This is a genomic window from Nocardioides sp. Z22_16 (assembly GCF_058134365.1).
The window spans coordinates 834,413-851,617 of sequence record NZ_JBYTTI010000001.1 but is presented as its reverse complement, the minus strand read 5'-3'; the positions used below and the strand labels follow the sequence as shown (position 1 = coordinate 851,617).

General features: G+C 73.7%; 13 protein-coding genes. 9 read left to right on the top strand and 4 right to left on the bottom strand.

What is annotated here, in order from left to right; genetic code table 11:
• The first annotated feature begins 40 nt into the window (after positions 1 to 40).
• The 5 genes from AC3X7R_RS04095 to AC3X7R_RS04075 are packed head-to-tail and all read left to right on the top strand — an operon-like array spanning position 41 to position 7,344.
• Positions 41 to 1,528, top strand: a complete 1,488-nt coding sequence (locus AC3X7R_RS04095; protein WP_489964283.1) for a pyridoxal phosphate-dependent decarboxylase family protein — start codon at positions 41 to 43, stop codon at positions 1,526 to 1,528.
• The gene (locus AC3X7R_RS04090; RefSeq protein ID WP_489964282.1) at positions 1,525 to 2,796 is read left to right on the top strand and encodes a lysine N(6)-hydroxylase/L-ornithine N(5)-oxygenase family protein; all 1,272 of its coding nucleotides are present in this window, start codon (positions 1,525 to 1,527) and stop codon (positions 2,794 to 2,796) included. Before AC3X7R_RS04095 ends, AC3X7R_RS04090 begins: the two co-directional genes overlap by 4 nt.
• On the top strand, positions 2,793 to 3,329 hold the full coding sequence (locus AC3X7R_RS04085) for a GNAT family N-acetyltransferase (RefSeq protein ID WP_489964281.1): 537 nt from the start codon (positions 2,793 to 2,795) through the stop codon (positions 3,327 to 3,329). Before AC3X7R_RS04090 ends, AC3X7R_RS04085 begins: the two co-directional genes overlap by 4 nt.
• Positions 3,326 to 5,083 carry an IucA/IucC family protein gene (locus tag AC3X7R_RS04080; protein ID WP_489964280.1) on the top strand — a complete coding sequence of 586 codons (1,758 nt, stop codon included), beginning with the start codon at positions 3,326 to 3,328 and terminating at the stop codon, positions 5,081 to 5,083. The genes AC3X7R_RS04085 and AC3X7R_RS04080 overlap by 4 nt, the downstream gene beginning before the upstream one ends.
• The gene (locus AC3X7R_RS04075; RefSeq protein ID WP_489964279.1) at positions 5,080 to 7,344 is read left to right on the top strand and encodes a GNAT family N-acetyltransferase; all 2,265 of its coding nucleotides are present in this window, start codon (positions 5,080 to 5,082) and stop codon (positions 7,342 to 7,344) included. The genes AC3X7R_RS04080 and AC3X7R_RS04075 overlap by 4 nt, the downstream gene beginning before the upstream one ends.
• A gap of 2 nt (positions 7,345 to 7,346) precedes the next feature.
• Here AC3X7R_RS04075 and AC3X7R_RS04070 read toward each other — a convergent pair whose 3' ends face one another.
• Both AC3X7R_RS04070 and AC3X7R_RS04065 read right to left on the bottom strand, forming a co-directional pair.
• Positions 7,347 to 8,174: a TspO/MBR family protein gene (locus tag AC3X7R_RS04070; RefSeq protein ID WP_489964309.1), complete on the bottom strand. Its 828-nt coding sequence runs from the start codon at positions 8,172 to 8,174 to the stop codon at positions 7,347 to 7,349.
• Positions 8,175 to 8,203: 29 nt separating this feature from the next.
• A complete protein-coding gene (locus AC3X7R_RS04065; protein ID WP_489964278.1) occupies positions 8,204 to 9,361 on the bottom strand; it encodes an RsbRD N-terminal domain-containing protein in 1,158 nt (385 codons plus the stop codon).
• A 95-nt stretch (positions 9,362 to 9,456) separates the two neighbouring features.
• On the opposite strand from AC3X7R_RS04065, the gene AC3X7R_RS04060 reads away from it, so the two are divergent.
• The 3 genes from AC3X7R_RS04060 (at position 9,457) to AC3X7R_RS04050 (ending at position 13,633) form a co-directional block, all read left to right on the top strand.
• Positions 9,457 to 10,617: a ferredoxin reductase gene (locus tag AC3X7R_RS04060; RefSeq protein ID WP_489964277.1), complete on the top strand. Its 1,161-nt coding sequence runs from the start codon at positions 9,457 to 9,459 to the stop codon at positions 10,615 to 10,617.
• Between the two features lie 31 nt (positions 10,618 to 10,648).
• Positions 10,649 to 11,902, top strand: a complete 1,254-nt coding sequence (locus tag AC3X7R_RS04055) for a fatty acid desaturase family protein (protein ID WP_489964276.1) — start codon at positions 10,649 to 10,651, stop codon at positions 11,900 to 11,902.
• A gap of 114 nt (positions 11,903 to 12,016) precedes the next feature.
• On the top strand, positions 12,017 to 13,633 hold the full coding sequence (locus AC3X7R_RS04050; RefSeq protein ID WP_489964275.1) for a hypothetical protein: 1,617 nt from the start codon (positions 12,017 to 12,019) through the stop codon (positions 13,631 to 13,633).
• Between the two features lie 6 nt (positions 13,634 to 13,639).
• Here the strand turns inward: AC3X7R_RS04050 and AC3X7R_RS04045 are convergent, their stop codons facing one another.
• Positions 13,640 to 14,563, bottom strand: coding sequence for an oxidoreductase (locus tag AC3X7R_RS04045; RefSeq protein ID WP_489964274.1), 924 nt, complete (start codon positions 14,561 to 14,563; stop codon positions 13,640 to 13,642).
• On the bottom strand, positions 14,560 to 15,372 hold the full coding sequence (locus tag AC3X7R_RS04040) for a maleylpyruvate isomerase family mycothiol-dependent enzyme (protein ID WP_489964273.1): 813 nt from the start codon (positions 15,370 to 15,372) through the stop codon (positions 14,560 to 14,562). Before AC3X7R_RS04040 ends, AC3X7R_RS04045 begins: the two co-directional genes overlap by 4 nt.
• A 43-nt stretch (positions 15,373 to 15,415) precedes the next feature.
• Here AC3X7R_RS04040 and AC3X7R_RS04035 point away from each other — a divergent pair, with 43 nt between their 5' ends.
• Complete coding sequence (locus tag AC3X7R_RS04035) at positions 15,416 to 17,149, top strand: NHL domain-containing thioredoxin family protein (protein ID WP_489964272.1); 1,734 nt, start codon at positions 15,416 to 15,418, stop codon at positions 17,147 to 17,149.
• Positions 17,150 to 17,205: the final 56 nt, after the last annotated feature.

The window sequence follows — 17,205 nt, the reverse complement described above, 5'->3', positions numbered from 1 at the left end:
GTAAGGTAAGCCTTACCTAACTTGTTTGGAGGTCAACTCGGTGACCACGCCACCCTTGCAGCACCTGTTCCACCACGACAACACCAGTGACTACCTGGACGCCGTCCGGGAGGGTGCCGCGGCCGTCGCCGCCCACCTCGACCGCGGAGGTCGTCCGGCGACCGGGCGCACCGCTCGGGACGCCGCGGCGGAGGTCGCGGCCGTCGACCTCGACGCCCCCCTCGGCGACAGCGCCGCCGCTCTGGCCGAGCTCTCCCGCCTCTGGCTCCAGGACACGGTCTGGTTCCACGAGCCCACCTACGCCGCGCACCTCAACTGCCCGGTGGCCATCCCCGCGCTGCTCGCCGAGGTGCTGATCAGCTCGGTCAACGCCTCGCTGGACACCTTCGACCAGAGCGTGGGAGCGACCTTCCTGGAGCGCCACCTGGTCGACTGGACCGCGGGCCGGATCTACGGCGACGACGCCCGGGGGGACGGACGCACCGCCGACGGCATCTTCACCAGCGGCGGCACCCAGTCCAACCTGCAGGGGCTGCTCCTGGCCCGCGACCACGCGGTGGCCGCCGGGGCCCCGGCCCACCGGCTGCGGATCCTGGCCTCCGCGGAGGCGCACTTCAGCGTGCAGAAGTCGGCCCGCCTCCTCGGGCTCGGCGACGCGGCGGTGCTGCCGGTCGCGACCGACCGGTCGCGCGCGATGGACCCGGTCGCCCTCGCCCGGACCCTGGCCGGGACGGTCGCCCGCGGCGACGTGCCGATGGCCGTGGTCGCCACCGCCGGCACCACCGACTTCGGGGCGATCGACCCGCTGCCGGAGGTCGCGGCCCTCGCCGGGCGGTACGCCGCCTGGCTCCACGTCGACGCGGCGTACGGCGGCGGACTGCTCGCCTCCCGCACCCGCCGGCACCTGCTGGCCGGCATCGAGCACGCCGACTCGGTGACCGTCGACTTCCACAAGACGTGGTTCCAGCCGGTCTCCGCGAGCGCCCTGCTGGTCCGCGACGGCGCGAGCCTGCGGCACGTCACCTGGCACGCGGACTACCTCAATCCCAAGGACGCGGCCCATCCCAACCAGGTCGACAAGAGCCTGCAGACCACCCGGCGGTTCGACGCGCTCAAGCTCTGGCTCACGCTGCGGGTCATGGGCGCCGACGAGATCGGCGACTGGTTCGACACCGTGATCGACCTCGCCGGTGCGGTCGGGGAGCGGATCCGCGCCCTGCCCGGCCTGGAGCTCGCCGCCGAGCCGTCGCTCTCCACCGTGGTCTTCCGGTGTGCCCCGGCGGGCGTCGACGAGGCCGGCCTCGACGTGCTCAACACCCGGGTCCGCGCCGCGCTCTACGACTCCGGGCGGGCGATGGTGGCGGCCACCAAGGTCGACGGGCGCACCTTCCTCAAGCTCACCCTGCTCAACCCGAAGGCCGACCTGGAGCAGCTCCTGGAGGTGGTCGCCCTGGTCCGGCAGACCGCGGAGGAGCTGACCGCCCACCGGGTGCCGCGGCCCCGTGCACTGGTGGAGGTGGGTCGATGAGGATCCACGACTTCGTAGGGGTCGGCATCGGCCCCTTCAACCTGGGGCTCGCGGCGCTGGCCGACCCGGTCGAGGGGCTGGACGGCGTCTTCCTCGACGCCCGCGACCGCTTCGCCTGGCACGACGGGATGCTGCTCGACGACGCCACCCTCCAGGTGCCGTTCCTCGCCGACCTGGTGACGATGGCCGACCCGACCTCGCGCTTCTCCTGGCTCCAGTTCCTCAAGGAGACCGGGCGCCTCTACCCCTTCTACATCCGGGAGAGCTTCTACCCGCTGCGCCGTGAGTACGACCAGTACTGCCGGTGGGCGGCCGACCGGCTGCCGTCGCTGCGCTGGGGTCGCGAGGTCGTCGAGGTCACCCACGACTCCGAGGCGTACGTCGTCCGCGCCGCCACGGGGGAGACGTTCCGGGGGCGGCGGCTGGTGCTGGGCACCGGCACCTCGCCGCGGGTGCCGGCCGGGTTGGAGGGGGTGGGGACGCACTCGGCCGACTACCTGCGGCGCAAGGCCGAGCTCCAGCGGACCGGGTCGATCACCGTGGTCGGCTCCGGCCAGTCCGCCGCGGAGGTCTACGCGGACCTGCTGGCCGACCAGCCGGCCCACGGCTACGCGCTGCACTGGGTGACGCGCAGCCCGCGCTTCTTCCCGATGGAGTACACCAAGCTCACCCTCGAGATGACCTCGCCGGAGTGGAGCACCCACTTCCAGGGGCTCCCCGCCGCCACCCGGGCCCGGGTCCAGGCGGGCCAGGCGGCGCTCTCCAAGGGCATCAGCTCGACCACCATCAACGAGATCTACGACGCCCTCTACTCCCGGTCGGTCGACGGGGCGCCGGAGACCACCCTGCTCACCGCGACCGAGGTGACCGGAGCCACCCGCCGCGGCGCGGGGTGGCGGCTGGGGCTTCGCCACACCGAGACCGAGGAGGAGTTCGCGCTGACCACCGACTCGGTGGTGCTGGCCACCGGCTACGCCGCGACCGTGCCGGAGTTCCTCGAGCCGGTGCGTGACCGGCTCCGGCTCGACGAGCGGGGGCGGTTCCTGGCCGGGCCCACCTTCGCGGTCGACCACGCGCAGCGCGAGGTCTTCGTGCAGAACGCCGAGGAGCACACCCACGGCTTCGTCGCCCCCGACCTGGGGATGGGCGCGATGCGCAGCTCGGTGATCCTGGCCGCCATGGTCGGCCGGGAGGTCTACCCGGTGGAGAAGCGGATCGCCTTCCAGGAGTTCGGGGTGCCCGACCGGCTCAAGGAGGTCGCCCGATGAGGCTGACGCTGGAGCCGTTGGACGTCGAGCGCGACCTGGCGCTGCTGCACGGCTGGGTCACCCACCCCCGGTCGGTCTTCTGGGGGATGCAGGGGGCGTCGCCGGCCGACGTGGCGACCGAGTACCAGCGGGTCGCCGACGACCCGCACCACCACGCCTGGCTCGGCCGCGCCGACGGGGTGCCGCAGTTCCTCGCCGAGACCTACGACCCCGCCCACCACCCGGAGCTGCGTCACCTGCCCGAGCTCGAGCCGGGCGACGTCGGCATGCACCTGCTGGTCGCTCCGACCGACTCCCCGGTCCCCGGCTTCACCGCCGCGGTGATGACGGAGGTGGTCGCGTTCTGCCTCGGCCGGGGTGAGCGCGTCGTGGTGGAGCCGGACGTGCGCAACACCCGGATCGCCGCCCTCAACGACGCGGCCGGCTTCTGGGTGGTGCGGCACGTGCGGCTGGTCGACAAGATCGCCGCGCTCAGCGTCTGCGACCGGGCCGACTTCGCAGCCTCGCGGCTGGGGTTCGAGGTGGTCGCATGACGTACGACGAGCACCTCACCCCCGCCTTGATGGCCCGCGCGCAGCGGCACCTGGTCGCCAAGGCGATCAGCGAGTTCAGCCACGAGCGGCTGCTCGAGCCGGTGCGGGAGGGTGAGCGCTGGGCGCTCACCTCCCCCGACGGGCGAGCCCGCTACGAGTTCACCGCCCGGGTCCACCCGCTGGAGCACTGGGTCCTCGACGAGGAGTCGCTGACCCGCACCCGCGACGGGGTGCCGGCCGAGCTCGACGCCCAGGAGCTGGTGGTCGAGCTCGCCCCGCTGCTCGGCATCCCGGACCGGCTGCTTCCCCTCTACCTCGAGGAGCTCGCCTCGACCCTGGGTGCCGCGGCCTGGAAGCTGGCCCACCGCCGGTTCTCCGCCACCGAGCTGCTCAAGGCCGACTACCAGGAGATCGAGGCCGCGATGACCGAGGGGCACCCCGCCTTCGTCGCCAACAACGGGCGGATCGGGTTCGGCGCCGACGACTACGCGGCGTACGCCCCGGAGACCGGGCGCGACGTGCGGCTGCTCTGGCTCGCCGTGCGCCGCGACCAGTCGCGGCTCTCGCTGGGCCGCGGCCTCGACGAGGACGAGCACTACCAGCGTGAGCTGGGGGCGGCGACGGTCGAGGAGTGGCGGGAGCGGCTGCGCGACCTCGGGCTCGACGCCGCGGCGTACCGCTTCCTGCCGCTGCACCCCTGGCAGTGGGTCAACAAGCTGGCCGTCACCTTCGCGCCGTCGGTGGCGCGGCGCGACGTGGTGCTGCTCGGCGTGGGGCCCGGGGCGTTCCGGGCGCAGCAGTCGATCCGCACCTTCTTCCCCGTCGACCACCCGGAGCGCTCCTACGTGAAGACCGCGCTGGCCATCCAGAACATGGGCTTCCTGCGCGGGCTCTCGCCGGCCTACATGGGGCCCACCCCGGCCATCAACGACTGGGTCGCCGACCTCGTCGCCGGCGACCCCACGCTGGTCGAGGCCGGGTTCACGGTGCTGCGCGAGCACGCCGCCCTCGGCTGGACCGGCGACCCCTTCCACGAGCTCCCGACCCCCTCGCCGTACCGCAAGATGGTCGCCGCGCTGTGGCGGGAGAGCCCGGTCCCGCGGCTCGCGGAGGGGGAGCGGCTGGCCACCATGGCCGCGCTGCTCCACCGCGACCCCGCCGACGCGGGCGGGGCGTCCCACGTGAGCGCGCTGGTCCGGGCCTCGGGGCTGGAGCCCGCCGCGTGGGTGCGGGCGTGGCTGCGCGCCTACCTGCGGCCGCTGGTGCACTGCCTGCTCGCCCACGACCTGGCCTTCATGCCGCACGGGGAGAACCTCATCCTCGTGCTGCGCGACCACGTCGTCGTCCGCGCGGTGATGAAGGACGTCGGGGAGGAGGTGGCCGTGATGGGCGACGCCCTCCTGCCCCCGGAGGTCGAGCGGATCCGCGCCGACGTGCCCCCCGACGTGCAGGCGCTGGCCATCCACACCGACGTCTTCGACGGGGTGCTGCGTCACGTGGGCGCGATCCTCGACGAGGACGGCGTCCTCCCCGACGCGCTCTTCTGGGCGGAGGTGCGCCGCTGCCTCGACGAGCACGCCGCCGACCACCCCGAGCTCGCGGCGGCGGTCGCCCGCCACGACCTGACCCGGGAGCGGTTCCGGCACAGCTGCCTCAACCGGCTCCAGCTGCGCAACACCCTGCAGATGGTCGATCTCGCGGATCAGGCGGAGTCGCTGATCTTCGCGGGCACGCTGGAGAATCCGGTCGCATGAGCGTCTCCTTCGACCCCTGGGGGGTTCCGCAGGTCCGCGCCGGGAGCCTCGTCGACCTCGCCCACCTGCAGGGTCGGGCGACCGTGCAGCTGCGCGGCGAGCAGCTGGAGCGGGAGCGGCTGCACGGCGAGGGACGGCTGGCCTCGGTGGCCGGGTCCTCCGGGGTGGAGTGGGACGCCTTCGCCCGCCGTGCCGGGATCGCCGAGCTGGCCGAGCGCGCGTACGACGGGCTCGACCGGGAGAGCCGGGAGTTCGTCGGGTCCTACGTGGACGGCGTGCGGGCGGCGGGGCTGACCGGCTGGCAGCCGTGGACCCCGCTGGCGGTCTTCCTGGTCCAGCACATCCACTTCGCCAACTACCCCAGCGTGCTGTGGCGCCACCACGTCGAGCGGCTCCTCGGGTCGGAGGTCAAGGAGCTCTTCCGCCGCGAGGGCGTCCCCCAGGGGAGCAACGCCTTCGTGATCGGCGGGGGCCGCACCGCTTCGGGGCTCCCGATCATCGGCGGGGACCCGCACCGGATCCTGGAGTCGCCGAACGTCTACATGCAGGTGCGCCTGGCGTGCGACGAGTTCGACGTGGCGGGGCTGGCGTTCCCGGGGGTGCCCGGGGTGCAGCACTTCGGCCACGCCGGGGAGGCGGCCTGGGCGGTGACCAACGCGATGGCCGACCACCAGGAGCTGCGGCAGGTCGACGACGACGAGGTGCGGGAGCGGCGCACCGAGGTGATCGAGGTCGCCGGGGCCGAGCCGGTGACGATCGAGGTCGCCACCACCGGGCACGGGCCGGTGGTGGTCAGCACCGGGGACGAGGCCTGGGCGCTGAGGACCCCCGCCTGGTCGGCGGGCGACCTCGGCTTCGGCGCGCTGCTGCCGCTGCTGCGCGCCCGCACCGTCACCGACGTGGAGGCCGCCCTCGACGCCTGGGTGGAGCCGGTGAACAACTGGGTCGTGGCCGACACCACGGGACGGCTGCTGCACCGGGTCGCCGGACGGATGGCCGGGGACCCGCCGCTTCCCCGGATCGAGGGGAAGCCGGACGACGTGCTGGTCACCGCCAACGACCGTCGCGACGACTCCTTCGCGGTGCTCACCGACGACTTCGCGGCGCCGTTCCGCCGGGACCGGATCACCGAGCTCCTCGTCGGGGACGGCTGGGACGTGCCGCGGGCCGCCGAGGTCCTCACCGACGACCGGCAGCTGGCCTGGCGACCCTTGCTGGACGCCCTGGTCGGTGACTCCTGGGTGGTCTCCCGCCTCCGCGAGTGGGACGGCCGGATGGCGGCCGACAGCGAGGACGCGGCGCTCTTCGCGGCCGTCCGGGCGCGGCTGGTGGAGCTCGTCTGCGCCGCCCCGGCGCTGGCGCCGCTGCGTGGGCCGTGCCCGTACGGCGACCTGCACGCGCCCTGGTTCCACCTCGGGGTGCGGGTCGCCACCGCGCTGCCGCACCTGCTGCGCCGGCCCGACGACGTACGACGGCTGCTCGACGTCGACCTCCCTTCCCTGCTGGCCACCGCGGTCGCCGAGGTCGCCGCCGACCCGCCGGGCGGCACCTGGGGGGAGCGGCACCGGCTCGTCCACGACGGCACCCCGCTGAGCGGTGACACCGACTGCGTGGCCGCCACCGGGTGGTTCCCGGGGTCCGAGCTGGTGGTCCGCGGACCGGTGGTGCGCTACGTCTGGGACCTCGCCGACCGGTCCCGGAGTCGCTGGGCGGTCCCCGAGGGCGACCAGGTGGCGCGGTGGGCGGACGGGTCCCTGGTGCCGGTGGAGCAGTTCGTGCTGCGGCCCGTCGACCCGGCGCGCGACGCCGCGCTGATCCACTCCTGGGTCGACCAGCCGCGCGCGGAGTTCTGGGGGATGCGCGGCAAGGACCGGGAGGAGGTGGAGGCGATCTACACCTACCTCGACGAGCAGGAGCACCTCACCGCCGAGCTCATCCTCGACGACGGCACACCCATCGGCATCCTCCAGACCTACGACCCGTTCGTCGACGAGATCGGCGAGTTCTACGACCGGCGGCCCGGTGACCTGGGCGTCCACCTCTTCCTGGCCGCGGAGCCGGCGCGTGCCGGGCACACCCCGGCGCTCGTCGCCGAGCTGGTCAGGCGCGCCTTCGCCGACCCGCGGGTCGAGCGGCTGGTGCTGGAGCCGGACGTGCGGAACGAGAAGTCGGTCGGCCTGCTGCACAGGCTGGGGGCGACCTTCGGCCCGGTGGTGGAGATGCCCGGGAAGACCGCGCAGTTCGCGTTCGTGGAGCGGTGAGCTCAGGCGGTGTCGGGGGAGGCGGCGTGGGTGCGGACGCGGAGCAGGGCGGCGCCGGCGGCGACCAGCGCCGCGACCACGGCGACCACGGCGGTGAGCGTCGACTCCGGCGCCTCGCTGGTCCGCCCGACGGCGATCCACGCCAGCCCCCAGGCCATGGCGGCGGCGATGCCGAGGATCAGCACGCTGCGGGCACCCAGGCGCCAGGCGTAGAACGCCGCGAGTGCGGCGACGACGGCCAGGACGACGGCGGCCAGCACGTCGGCGGTCGGTGAGGAGGGCGTCACCCCGCTGTCGGCCAGCGCGGCCGCGATGTTGGCGCAGGTGGCGACCGACACCCACCCCAGGTAGAGACCGAAGGTGCCTTCGACCACGACCCGGTCCACCACGCGCGCCCGACCGGTGGCCTTGGAGCGCACCGTGACCAGCCGATGGGCCAGCAGCCCCAGCACCCCGGCCAGGGCGACGATCACCACGACGCTGCCCCACACCGAGCCGGTCTGGGTGACCAGCAGCCACCCGGCGTTGAGCAGCATCGAGGCGGCGGCCAGCCACCCGGTGGCTCGCAGCCGCGGGTCGGTCGCGCGGCCCGGCAGCCACTGCCACACCGTGTAGAGGAAGAGCCCGGCGTAGATCACCGACCAGATCGAGAACGCCGGCCCCGCCGGCGCGAGCAGGGTGGCCTGGTCGGAGAGGGCGCCCCCCGCGCTCTCGCTGACCGGGGTGCCGATCACGCCGGTGCCGACGAGGGTGCCGAGGACGCAGAGCACCTCGCTGACCGTCACCACGACCTGGCGGGCGCGGTCATGGGGTGTTGCCGAGGTCTCCATGGTCACGCCGTGCCCGTCGGCACCCCGCCTCATGCCAGGGCGACGGTCGCGTCCCGGATGAACGACGGGTCCTCGAGACGCTCGCCGTACACCTCGCGCAGCTGACCCACCCGGTAGCGGACCGTCTGCGGGTGGACGAAGAGCGCCTCGGCGACCGCCTCGCGCCGGCCCTGGTGGAGCAGCCAGGCGCGCAGGGTGTCGGTCAGCTTCTCCTGCGCCGCGGGGGCCAGCTCGGCGAGCGGGGCGAGCACCTGGAGACGCAGGTCCGCGAGCGTCTCGGGGTCGGCGTGCACCACCAGCTCGGCCAGGTGCGCCTCGGTGTCGCGGACCGCCTGTTCCAGCTCGGTCGCCCGGCGTGCCCGCTGCCAGGACGCACGCGCCTCGAGCCAGGGCCGCGTCGGGCCCACGACCGACGGGGTGCCGGCGACCGCGCGCAGCAGCAGGCTGCGGGCGACGTCGGGCACCAGCAGGACGGCCAGCTCCTCGGTGCCGGGATCGGCCACCGTGATGGTCCGCGGGTCCACCGCCGAGAGCGCCGCCCGGAGGTGGGCCTCCGGCAGCACCACGGCCGTCAGCGTCTCGGGAGGCTCCCACTCCGCGCGGCCCGCGGCCCGGACCAGCAGGTCGGGTGCGTCGCCGCGGAGCAGGGCGTTGCCGAGGGCCTCCCTCAGCTGCTGCCGCATCCGCCCGGTGGTCGCCGACTCGTCGCTGTGGCCGGCGACGCTGGAGGCGGAGAGCTGGTCGATGTAGGCGAAGACCAGGCCGGCGAACTTGGCCAGGGTCTCGGCGTCGACGCCGTCGGCCAGCAATCCGGCCGACATCTCGCTCCAGGAGACGCGGGCGCCGACCCGGTAGGCCGCCAGGAGCGCCTCCATGCTCCGGCCGGAGCGTGCTTCGCCGCGCCCCAGCTGGTAGGCGCCCTCCATGGCGGGGGCCGTGGGACGGGACCCGGTCCGGGCTCGTCGGGAGGCGAGTTGGATGAAGCCGCCCAGCGCCAGCTGCACCGCGTTGCGGATGGTCTCGCCCATCGTTCCCGACAGGGCGTTGGCATAGGTGGGGACCTCGGCGATGATGGCGCTGACGGCCTCGTCGGCGACAGCCGGCAGCCGGTTCCGCATCACCGCGACCTCGGCCGCGGAGAGCTCCAGGCCGTGATCCTCCCCGAGACGACCGGCGTGTCGCGCCATATTGGCTCCTTTTTGGCGTCTGTGAACAAATGTGACGTGCATCTTCACGTCTGTTGGTCAGGAATCTACCTCGGTTGACCAGTCATGATGGGGACATGGCGATGCTTCTGAACGAGACCAACGGGTCCCCGCGCGGGGGACGCCACCGCGGCGGCGCCCCGCTGCGCCTGCGGGACCGTGCGGTCAGGCTCGTCGAGGCGGCCACCACCCCGTTGATGCCCGCCGACTACCTCGACCTCTTCGCCCCGCTGCGCTCCGGCGCCGAGCTCCGCGGCCGGATCGTCTCGATCGAGCCGGAGACCGCCGACGCGGCCACGATCGTCATCCGCCCCGGTGCCGACTGGGCCGGTCACGTCCCCGGTCAGTACACCCGCGTCGGGATCGACGTGGACGGCGTCCGCCACTGGCGGGCCTACTCGCTCACCCACGGTCCTCGCGACGACGGCAACATCTCGATCACCGTCAAGGCGGTGCAGGACGGCATCGTCAGCAGCCACCTGGTCCGCGAGGCCCGCCCGGGCACCCTGGTCCACCTCGAGCAGGCCGACGGCGAGTTCGTGCTCCCGCCCGAAGGCGGCAAGTTCCTGATGGTGACCGCCGGCTCCGGCGTCACCCCCGTGGTGGGGATGCTGCGCAACCTCTTCCCGGTCGCCGACTCCGGCGTCGTGCGCCTCGAGCGCAGCGCCCCCTACGACATCACGGTCGTGCACGTCGCTCCCAGCGAGCCGGACTCGATCTTCCTGCGCGACCTCAAGGCGCTCGACGCCGCGGGCCTCATCCAGCTGGTGGCCCGCTACGACGACGTGCACGGGGTCCTCGACGTCGACGACCTCGACTCCCTGGTGCCCGACCTGGCAGCCCGGCAGACGCTGGCCTGCGGGCCGGCGGCGCTGCTCGACGCGCTGGAGGCGCACCACACCGCCCGCGGCCTCGACCTCACCGTCGAGCAGTTCCGGGTCTCTCGCGTCGAGCCCGGGGAAGGTGGCACCGTGACCTTCACCCGCGCGGGGGTCGAGGTGGAGGACGACGGTGCCACCCCGATCCTCGACGCCGCCGAGGAGGCGGGCGTGCTGATGCCCTCAGGGTGCCGGATGGGCATCTGCATGGGCTGCGTCCTGCCGCTCAAGGAGGGCACGGTGCGCGATCTGCGCAACGGTGCACTCACCACCGCTGTCCCCGGTGAGACTGACCCCGGTGGCATCAAGATCCAGACCTGCATCAGCGCCGCAGCCGGCGCCTGCACCCTCGACCACTGACCCGCTCGATCTCACCGGCCAAGGAGTCGACATGACCACCATCACCAAGAAGTCCGAGAACCCCACCGCTCACCTGTCCGCCGAGGACATCGAGGAGCTCGGCCGCGAGCTCGACCGGATCCGCCAGGAGGTCCTCGACGACCGTGGCGCCAGCGACGCCGCCTACATCCGCGGGATGGTGAAGACCCAGCGCTACCTCGAGCTCGGCAGCCGCGCCGTCCTCCTCTTCTCCGCCCTCCCGCCCGCCTGGCTGGTCGGCACGGCCGGCCTGAGCGTCGCCAAGATCCTGGAGAACATGGAGGTCGGCCACAACGTCATGCACGGCCAGTGGGACTGGATGCGTGACCCGAAGATCCACTCCAGCACCTGGGAGTGGGACAACGCCTCGACCGCCGAGGGCTGGAAGCACAGCCACAACGAGATCCACCACACCTACACCAACATCGTGGGCAAGGACAACGACCTCGGCTACGGCATCATGCGGGTCGACGAGGACCAGAAGTGGCACCCGATGTACCTCGGTCAGCCCCTGTGGAACTTCATCAACGCCTGCTTCTTCGAGTACGGCATCGCCGCCTACGACCTGGAGCTGGGCAAGAACCTGCGCACCCCCAAGGAGCGGCGCGACCCGGAGTTCACCCGCCGGGCGAAGAACACGGTGAAGAAGATCCGCCAGCAGATGACCAAGGACTACGTCGTGCACCCCGCGCTGGCCATCCCGACCGGCTCGTTCCTGCCGACCCTGGCCGCCAACTTCACCGCCAACCTGGTGCGCAACCTCTGGTCGCACTCGGTCATCATGTGCGGCCACTTCCCCGAGGGCGTCGAGACCTTCGAGCGTGCGGCGATCCCGGAGAAGGAGACCCGCGGCGAGTGGTACCTGCGCCAGATGCTGGGCTCGGCCAACATCTCCGGCTCCGAGGCCATGCACATCATGACCGGCAACCTGAGCCACCAGATCGAGCACCACCTCTTCCCCGACCTGCCGAGCAACCGCTACAAGGAGGTCGCCCCGCAGGTCAAGGCGCTCTTCGACAAGTACGGCCTCACCTACCTCGAGCGCCCGCTGCCGCAGCAGGTCTACAGCGCCTGGCACAAGGTGGTCCGGCTCAGCCTGCCCAACGGGTTCGTGGAGACCACCACGGTGCGCAACGCCCCGCAGCAGCTGGTCCGCCTCTTCAAGATGGCCACCGGCGACCGGAAGACCCGCCGCGCGCTCCAGGCCCGGCTGACCCAGGAGGCGCGTCGCGCCAAGGACGCGAAGGACGCCCGCCTGGCGGCCTGAGCGTTCTCCGCGGGGGTCGGCCCGAGGCGGGGCGGCGGCGGCTCGCGAACTATCCTCGTGGGCATGCTGCACCTGACTCGCCTCGGCGTCCCCGGCCACGGAGGCCTCTGAGACGTGGGTTGGCTGCTGTTGGCCCTGCTGGGGCTGACCTACCTCCTGGTGGGTCCGTGGACCCTGGTGCTCGCGGCCGTGCTGCTGGCCGTGCCCCGCGTGCGTCACCGGGTGCCGCGGCCGCGGTTCACCCGTCGCGGTGTCGCGATCGGCGTCGGCGGCCTCCTCGCCCTCACGGGGCTGGTGTGGCTGGTGCCCGACGGGCGCCTGCCGGTGCCGCACGCGGGCGGGCTCCTGGTCGCGTCGGGCTACGACGGGCGGCAGGTCTCCGCCCGGCCGATCGAGGCCGAGCAGCCGCCGCAGCACCCGTGGCTCGCCCAGACCGGCTCCGACGCGGTCAACAACGACGCCTGGTCGAGCGGCGCCCTCCAGGGGGCGGGTCCGCTGGGAGATCGTCCGGAGGTCGACTCGGCCTGGTACGGCCTGGAGAAGTGCGGCCGGGTCGCCTTCGACTCCGCCGGTCGGATCGTCGCGCTCTGCCACGACCGGGGTGGCGCCATGCTCCGGGTGATCGACGCCGAGTCGATGCGGCCGCTGAGCACCAGGCGGCTGCCGGCCCGGGCGGAGACCGGGGCGAACCGCTGGCAGGACGTCTGCAACGGCTCGCAGTTCTACCTCGACAACGGCGACCGGGCCGTGGTGACGACCACCGAGCGACGGATCCAGGTCGTCGGCACGGCTGACGCCGAGGGGCGCCCCGACCTCACCATCGAGGAGTCGTGGAGCCTTGCGGAGCAGGTGCCGGAGGACGACTGCCTGGTCGCGGTCAAGCCGGACTGGGGCGGCCGGATCTGGTGGGCGAGCCGCGAGGGCCGCGTCGGGGTCGTCGACCCGGTCACCGGGTCCGTGCAGGGCACGGAGCTGGTGGGGGAGAAGATCACCAACACCTTCGCCGTCGACGAGACGGGCGGGGTCTTCCTCGTCAGCGACACCGCGCTCTACCGACTGGCCCTCGACGCCGAAGGGGCCCCGGCGGTCTCCTGGCGCACCGAGTACGACCGCGGCGTCGAGCAGAAGACCGGACAGTTCGCGCAGGGGAGCGGGACCTCGCCGACCCTGGTCGACCAGGACCTGGTGGCGATCGCCGACAACGCCGAGCCCCGCCTCCACGTGGTCTTCCTGGACCGCGCGACGGGTGCCGAGGTCTGCCGCTCGGCCGTCTTCGACGGCGGCGAGTCGGCGACCGAGACGTCGCTGGCCTCGGTGGGCTCCGGGGTGATCGTGGAGAACAACCACGGCTACGCCACCCCCCGCTCCACCGTGATGGGCTTCAGCTCCTCGGCCGGACTCGCCCGGGTGGACCACGCCGACGGAGAGTGCCGGGTCACCTGGACCAGCGACGAGGTCGCCCCCTCCGCCCTGCCCACGGTCTCGTGGGAGACCGGCCTGCTCTACACCTGGACCAAGAAGCCCTCCCTGTGGGGAGTCTCGGGCTGGTACCTCACCGCGATCGACGCGCACACCGGCACGACCGCCTTCTCGGTGCGGGCCGGCACCGGGGTGCTCTACAACAACCACTACTCCGCGGTGACGCTCGGCCCGCGCGGGGCGGCGTACGTCGGCACCATCGGTGGCCTCGTCCGGGTGCGCGACGTGGAGCGCAAGGCCAAGAAGGACTGAGCCGGCTCACGGCCAGCGCAGGCCCACCGCCTCCTCGCTGAGCTCCCAGAGCCGTCGCTGGGCCACCTCGTCCCGGGCCAGCGGCGCGGTGCCCACCAGCCGAGGCGGACCGGACATCTGCCGCCGGCCCCCGGGGCCGCAGTAGGAGCCGCCGGGGAGGTCGGCGGTGGCCGCCATCAGCAGCGGCCAGGCGCCGTGCGCGGCCGGCTGCGAGACCGCCCGGACCGCGGCGTCGAGGATCGAGGCCATGCCCCCCGAGGAGCGGCCGAACTGGCCGTTGGCCGTCAGGTGCGTGCCCGCGATCCCGGGATGGGCCGCGAGCGCCCGCACCGGCAGGTCGGCGTGGCGCAGCCGGCGTTCCAGCTCGAAGGTGAAGAGCAGGTTGGCCAGCTTCGACTCGGCGTAGCGCGGCCAGCGCCGGTAGTGCTCGTGGTGGCCCCGGGGATCGCCCAGCGGCGCGTGCCGGGCCACGCGGTGCATCTGCGAGCTGACCGTGACGACCCTGCCGTCGCCGCTGCCGCACAGCTGCGGCAGCAGGAGCCCGGTGAGCAGGAACGGGCCGAAGTGGTTGGTCGCCATCTGCAGCTCGAAGCCTTCGCCGGTGACCTGCTGCGGGGGCGCCATGACGCCGGCGTTGTTGACCAGCACGTCGAGGTCGCCGAGGTCACGCGCCCGGGCGGACGCCGCGCGCACCGACTCCAGCGAGGCGAGGTCGACCAGCAGCTGCTCGGGCACCGCGCCGGGTACCTGGTCGCGGATCTCCTGCGCGGTCGCGTCCAGCTTGGCCTGGCTCCGGCCGGCGAGCACCACCCGCGCCCCACGCCGGGCCAGCTCCAGCGCGGTGTGGTGGCCGAGCCCGCCCGGGCTGGCTCCGGTGACCAGGACGGTGCGCCCGGTCTGGTCGCCGATGTCGTCGGGCGACCAGGTCACGGCGTGACCGCCATCGCGGCCAGCACGCGCTCGCCGAGGGCGGTGTCGCCGGAGGTCCGGGCGGTGCCCGGCTCGGGGCTCCGCCTCCCGCCGGCGAGGACGGTGAACGCCTCCGGGCTGAGCTCCAGCGCGGCGGTGGGCTCCGCGGGCGGCTCGGCCAGCTCCCGGCCGCGGCCGTCGTCCCCGACGCCGAAGACCCGCTCGGGGCGCCCCTGCACCCGCAGTGCCACGGTGGTGCCCGGGGCCGCGCCGACCCGCTTGGCCAGCACCAGGGCGAGGCTCTCGGAGAGGTAGTCGATCGTGTGCCGGGCCGCCGGACCGTCGAGGTTGCCGGGGCGTCCGACGGCACGGCGCACGTCCTGCTCGTGCATCCACACGTCCAGCGGACGGTTGCGCAGCAGGGTGAGCGTCGACCAGCCCAGCGCCCCGAAGAGCCCCGGGGCCGGGGCGTCCGGGTCGGTCGGCGGATCCTCGAGGAGCGCGGTCTGCCGCTGTGTGGTCGACTCCCGGAGCTCGATCAGCAGGTCGTCGGGCGTGCGGTTGCGGCGGGCCAGCACGCCCTGCTCGGTGAAGGTGCCCATGGGGCTGCGCACGTGCGCAGCCTCGCCGACCTCCACCTCCTCGTGGCGCCCGCCCGCGAGCAGCGACTCCAGGTGCGCGGTGTGCGCGACCACGGCGTGCACGTCCCAGCCGGCGAGGTCGGTGGGCGTCGACCACTCCTCCGCGGAGAGCTCCTCCAGCAGGGCGGTGAAGTCGTTGACCGCCTGCCACCAGATGTCGACGTGCTGCACCAAACCGCTCTGCGTCATGGCCCGCAGCCTAGGGGCTGGACCGGCCCCTGAGAATGGGCGCATGCGCGTACGTGCCCCCGAGCTCTCCGGCCGCGGCTGGCTCAACACCTCCGGTCCTCTCACCCTCGCCGACCTGCGGGGCCGCTTCGTCCTGCTCGACTTCTGGACCTTCTGCTGCGTCAACTGCCTCCACGTCATCGACGAGCTCGCGCCGCTGGAGGCGAAGTACGCCGAGGAGCTGGTCGTGGTCGGCGTGCACTCCCCGAAGTTCGCCCACGAGGCCGACCCCGACGCGCTCGCCGCCGCGGTGCAGCGCCACGGCGTGCACCACCCGGTGCTCGACGACCCCGAGCTGGTCACCTGGTCGGCCTACACGGCCCGGGCCTGGCCCACCCTGGTCCTGGTCGACCCAGAGGGCTACGTGGTGGCGCAGTACGCCGGGGAGGGGCACGTGCACGCGCTCGACCGGCTGCTGGCGGAGCTGGTGGCCACCCACCGGGCGCAGGGCACCCTCCAGCCCGGGGACACGCCGTACGTGCCGCCGCCGGTGGAGCCGAGCGACCTGCGCTTCCCCGCCAAGGCCGTGCCGCTGCCCGACGGGCGGGTCCTGGTCGCCGACGCCGGCCACGACGAGGTGGTGGAGCTGGCGGCCGCCGACGGCCCGGTGCTGCGCCGCTTCGCCGGCTTCGCCGAGCCCAACGGGCTCTGCCTGCTGCCGAGCGAGGTGGCCGAGGAGGTCGGCTACGACGTGGTGGTCGCCGACACCGGGCACCACCAGCTGCGTGGGCTGGCGCTGCGCGACGGGGAGGTGCGGGTGCTGGCCGGCGACGGGGAGCAGTGGCGCCCCGGTGACGGGGTCGAGCGGCTCTCCAGCCCCTGGGACGTCGCCTGGTGGCAGGGGCGGGTCTGGGTCGCGATGGCCGGGATCCACCAGCTCTGGACCTTCGACCCGCGCACCGGGGAGGTCCAGGTGGTCGCGGGCACGACCAACGAGGGGCTGCGCGACGGGCCGGCGTCGCAGGCGTGGCTGGCGCAGACCAGCGGCCTGGCCGCCGACGGGGAGCGGCTCTGGCTCGCCGACAGCGAGGTCTCGGCGTTGCGCTGGGTGCAGGACGGGGAGCTGCACACCGCGGTCGGCACCGGCCTCTTCGACTTCGGGTTCCGCGACGGGCCGGGCGAGCGGGCGCTGCTCCAGCACCCGCTCGGCGTCACCGCGCTGCCCGACGGGTCGGTGGCGGTCTGCGACACCTACAACGGCGCCCTGCGCCGGTGGGACCCGGAGGCGGGCACGCTGGCGACGCTGGCCACCGGGCTCGCCGAGCCGAGCGGGGCCTACGTCGACGGGGAGCACCTGGTCGTCGTGGAGTCCGCGGCGCACCGCCTCACCCGGGTGCCGCTGGGGGCGGCCGCGCAGGCCGACGACTTCAGCCACCGCACCCAGCGGCCGGTCACCGAGGTGGGGGCGTCGCTGCGGCTCGACGTCGTCTTCGTGCCGCCGCCGGGGCAGAAGGTCGACGACCGCTTCGGTCCGGCCACCCAGCTGATGGTCACCGCGACGCCGGCCGCCCTGCTGCGGTCGGGGGAGGGCCGCGGCACGGACCTGGTCCGCACGCTCGAGCTCGACCCCGAGGTCGGGGAGGGGGTGCTCCACGTGGCGGCGCGCGCGGCCTCCTGCGACGACACCGCCGGCGAGGGGGCGGCCTGTCACGTGCACCAGCAGGACTGGGGCGTCCCGGTGCGGCTCAGCCCGGACGGCGAGGCGACGCTCCTGCTGCCCCTGGGCGGCTCCGCCTGAGGCGACGCGGAACGACGAAGGGCCGCCCGGCGTACCGGGCGGCCCTTCGAGGTGGA

What these genes read in the sequence shown, in the direction of transcription:
- AC3X7R_RS04090 (WP_489964282.1), top strand. Translation starts at nt 1,525, where the DNA reads ATGAGGATCCACGACTTCGTAGGGGTCGGCATCGGCCCCTTCAACCTG.
- AC3X7R_RS04085 (WP_489964281.1), top strand. Translation starts at nt 2,793, where the DNA reads ATGAGGCTGACGCTGGAGCCGTTGGACGTCGAGCGCGACCTGGCGCTG.
- AC3X7R_RS04080 (WP_489964280.1), top strand. Translation starts at nt 3,326, where the DNA reads ATGACGTACGACGAGCACCTCACCCCCGCCTTGATGGCCCGCGCGCAG.
- AC3X7R_RS04075 (WP_489964279.1), top strand. Translation starts at nt 5,080, where the DNA reads ATGAGCGTCTCCTTCGACCCCTGGGGGGTTCCGCAGGTCCGCGCCGGG.
- AC3X7R_RS04070 (WP_489964309.1), bottom strand. Translation starts at nt 8,174, where the DNA reads ATGGAGACCTCGGCAACACCCCATGACCGCGCCCGCCAGGTCGTGGTG.
- AC3X7R_RS04065 (WP_489964278.1), bottom strand. Translation starts at nt 9,361, where the DNA reads ATGGCGCGACACGCCGGTCGTCTCGGGGAGGATCACGGCCTGGAGCTC.
- AC3X7R_RS04060 (WP_489964277.1), top strand. Translation starts at nt 9,457, where the DNA reads ATGGCGATGCTTCTGAACGAGACCAACGGGTCCCCGCGCGGGGGACGC.
- AC3X7R_RS04055 (WP_489964276.1), top strand. Translation starts at nt 10,649, where the DNA reads ATGACCACCATCACCAAGAAGTCCGAGAACCCCACCGCTCACCTGTCC.
- AC3X7R_RS04040 (WP_489964273.1), bottom strand. Translation starts at nt 15,372, where the DNA reads ATGACGCAGAGCGGTTTGGTGCAGCACGTCGACATCTGGTGGCAGGCG.
- AC3X7R_RS04035 (WP_489964272.1), top strand. Translation starts at nt 15,416, where the DNA reads ATGCGCGTACGTGCCCCCGAGCTCTCCGGCCGCGGCTGGCTCAACACC.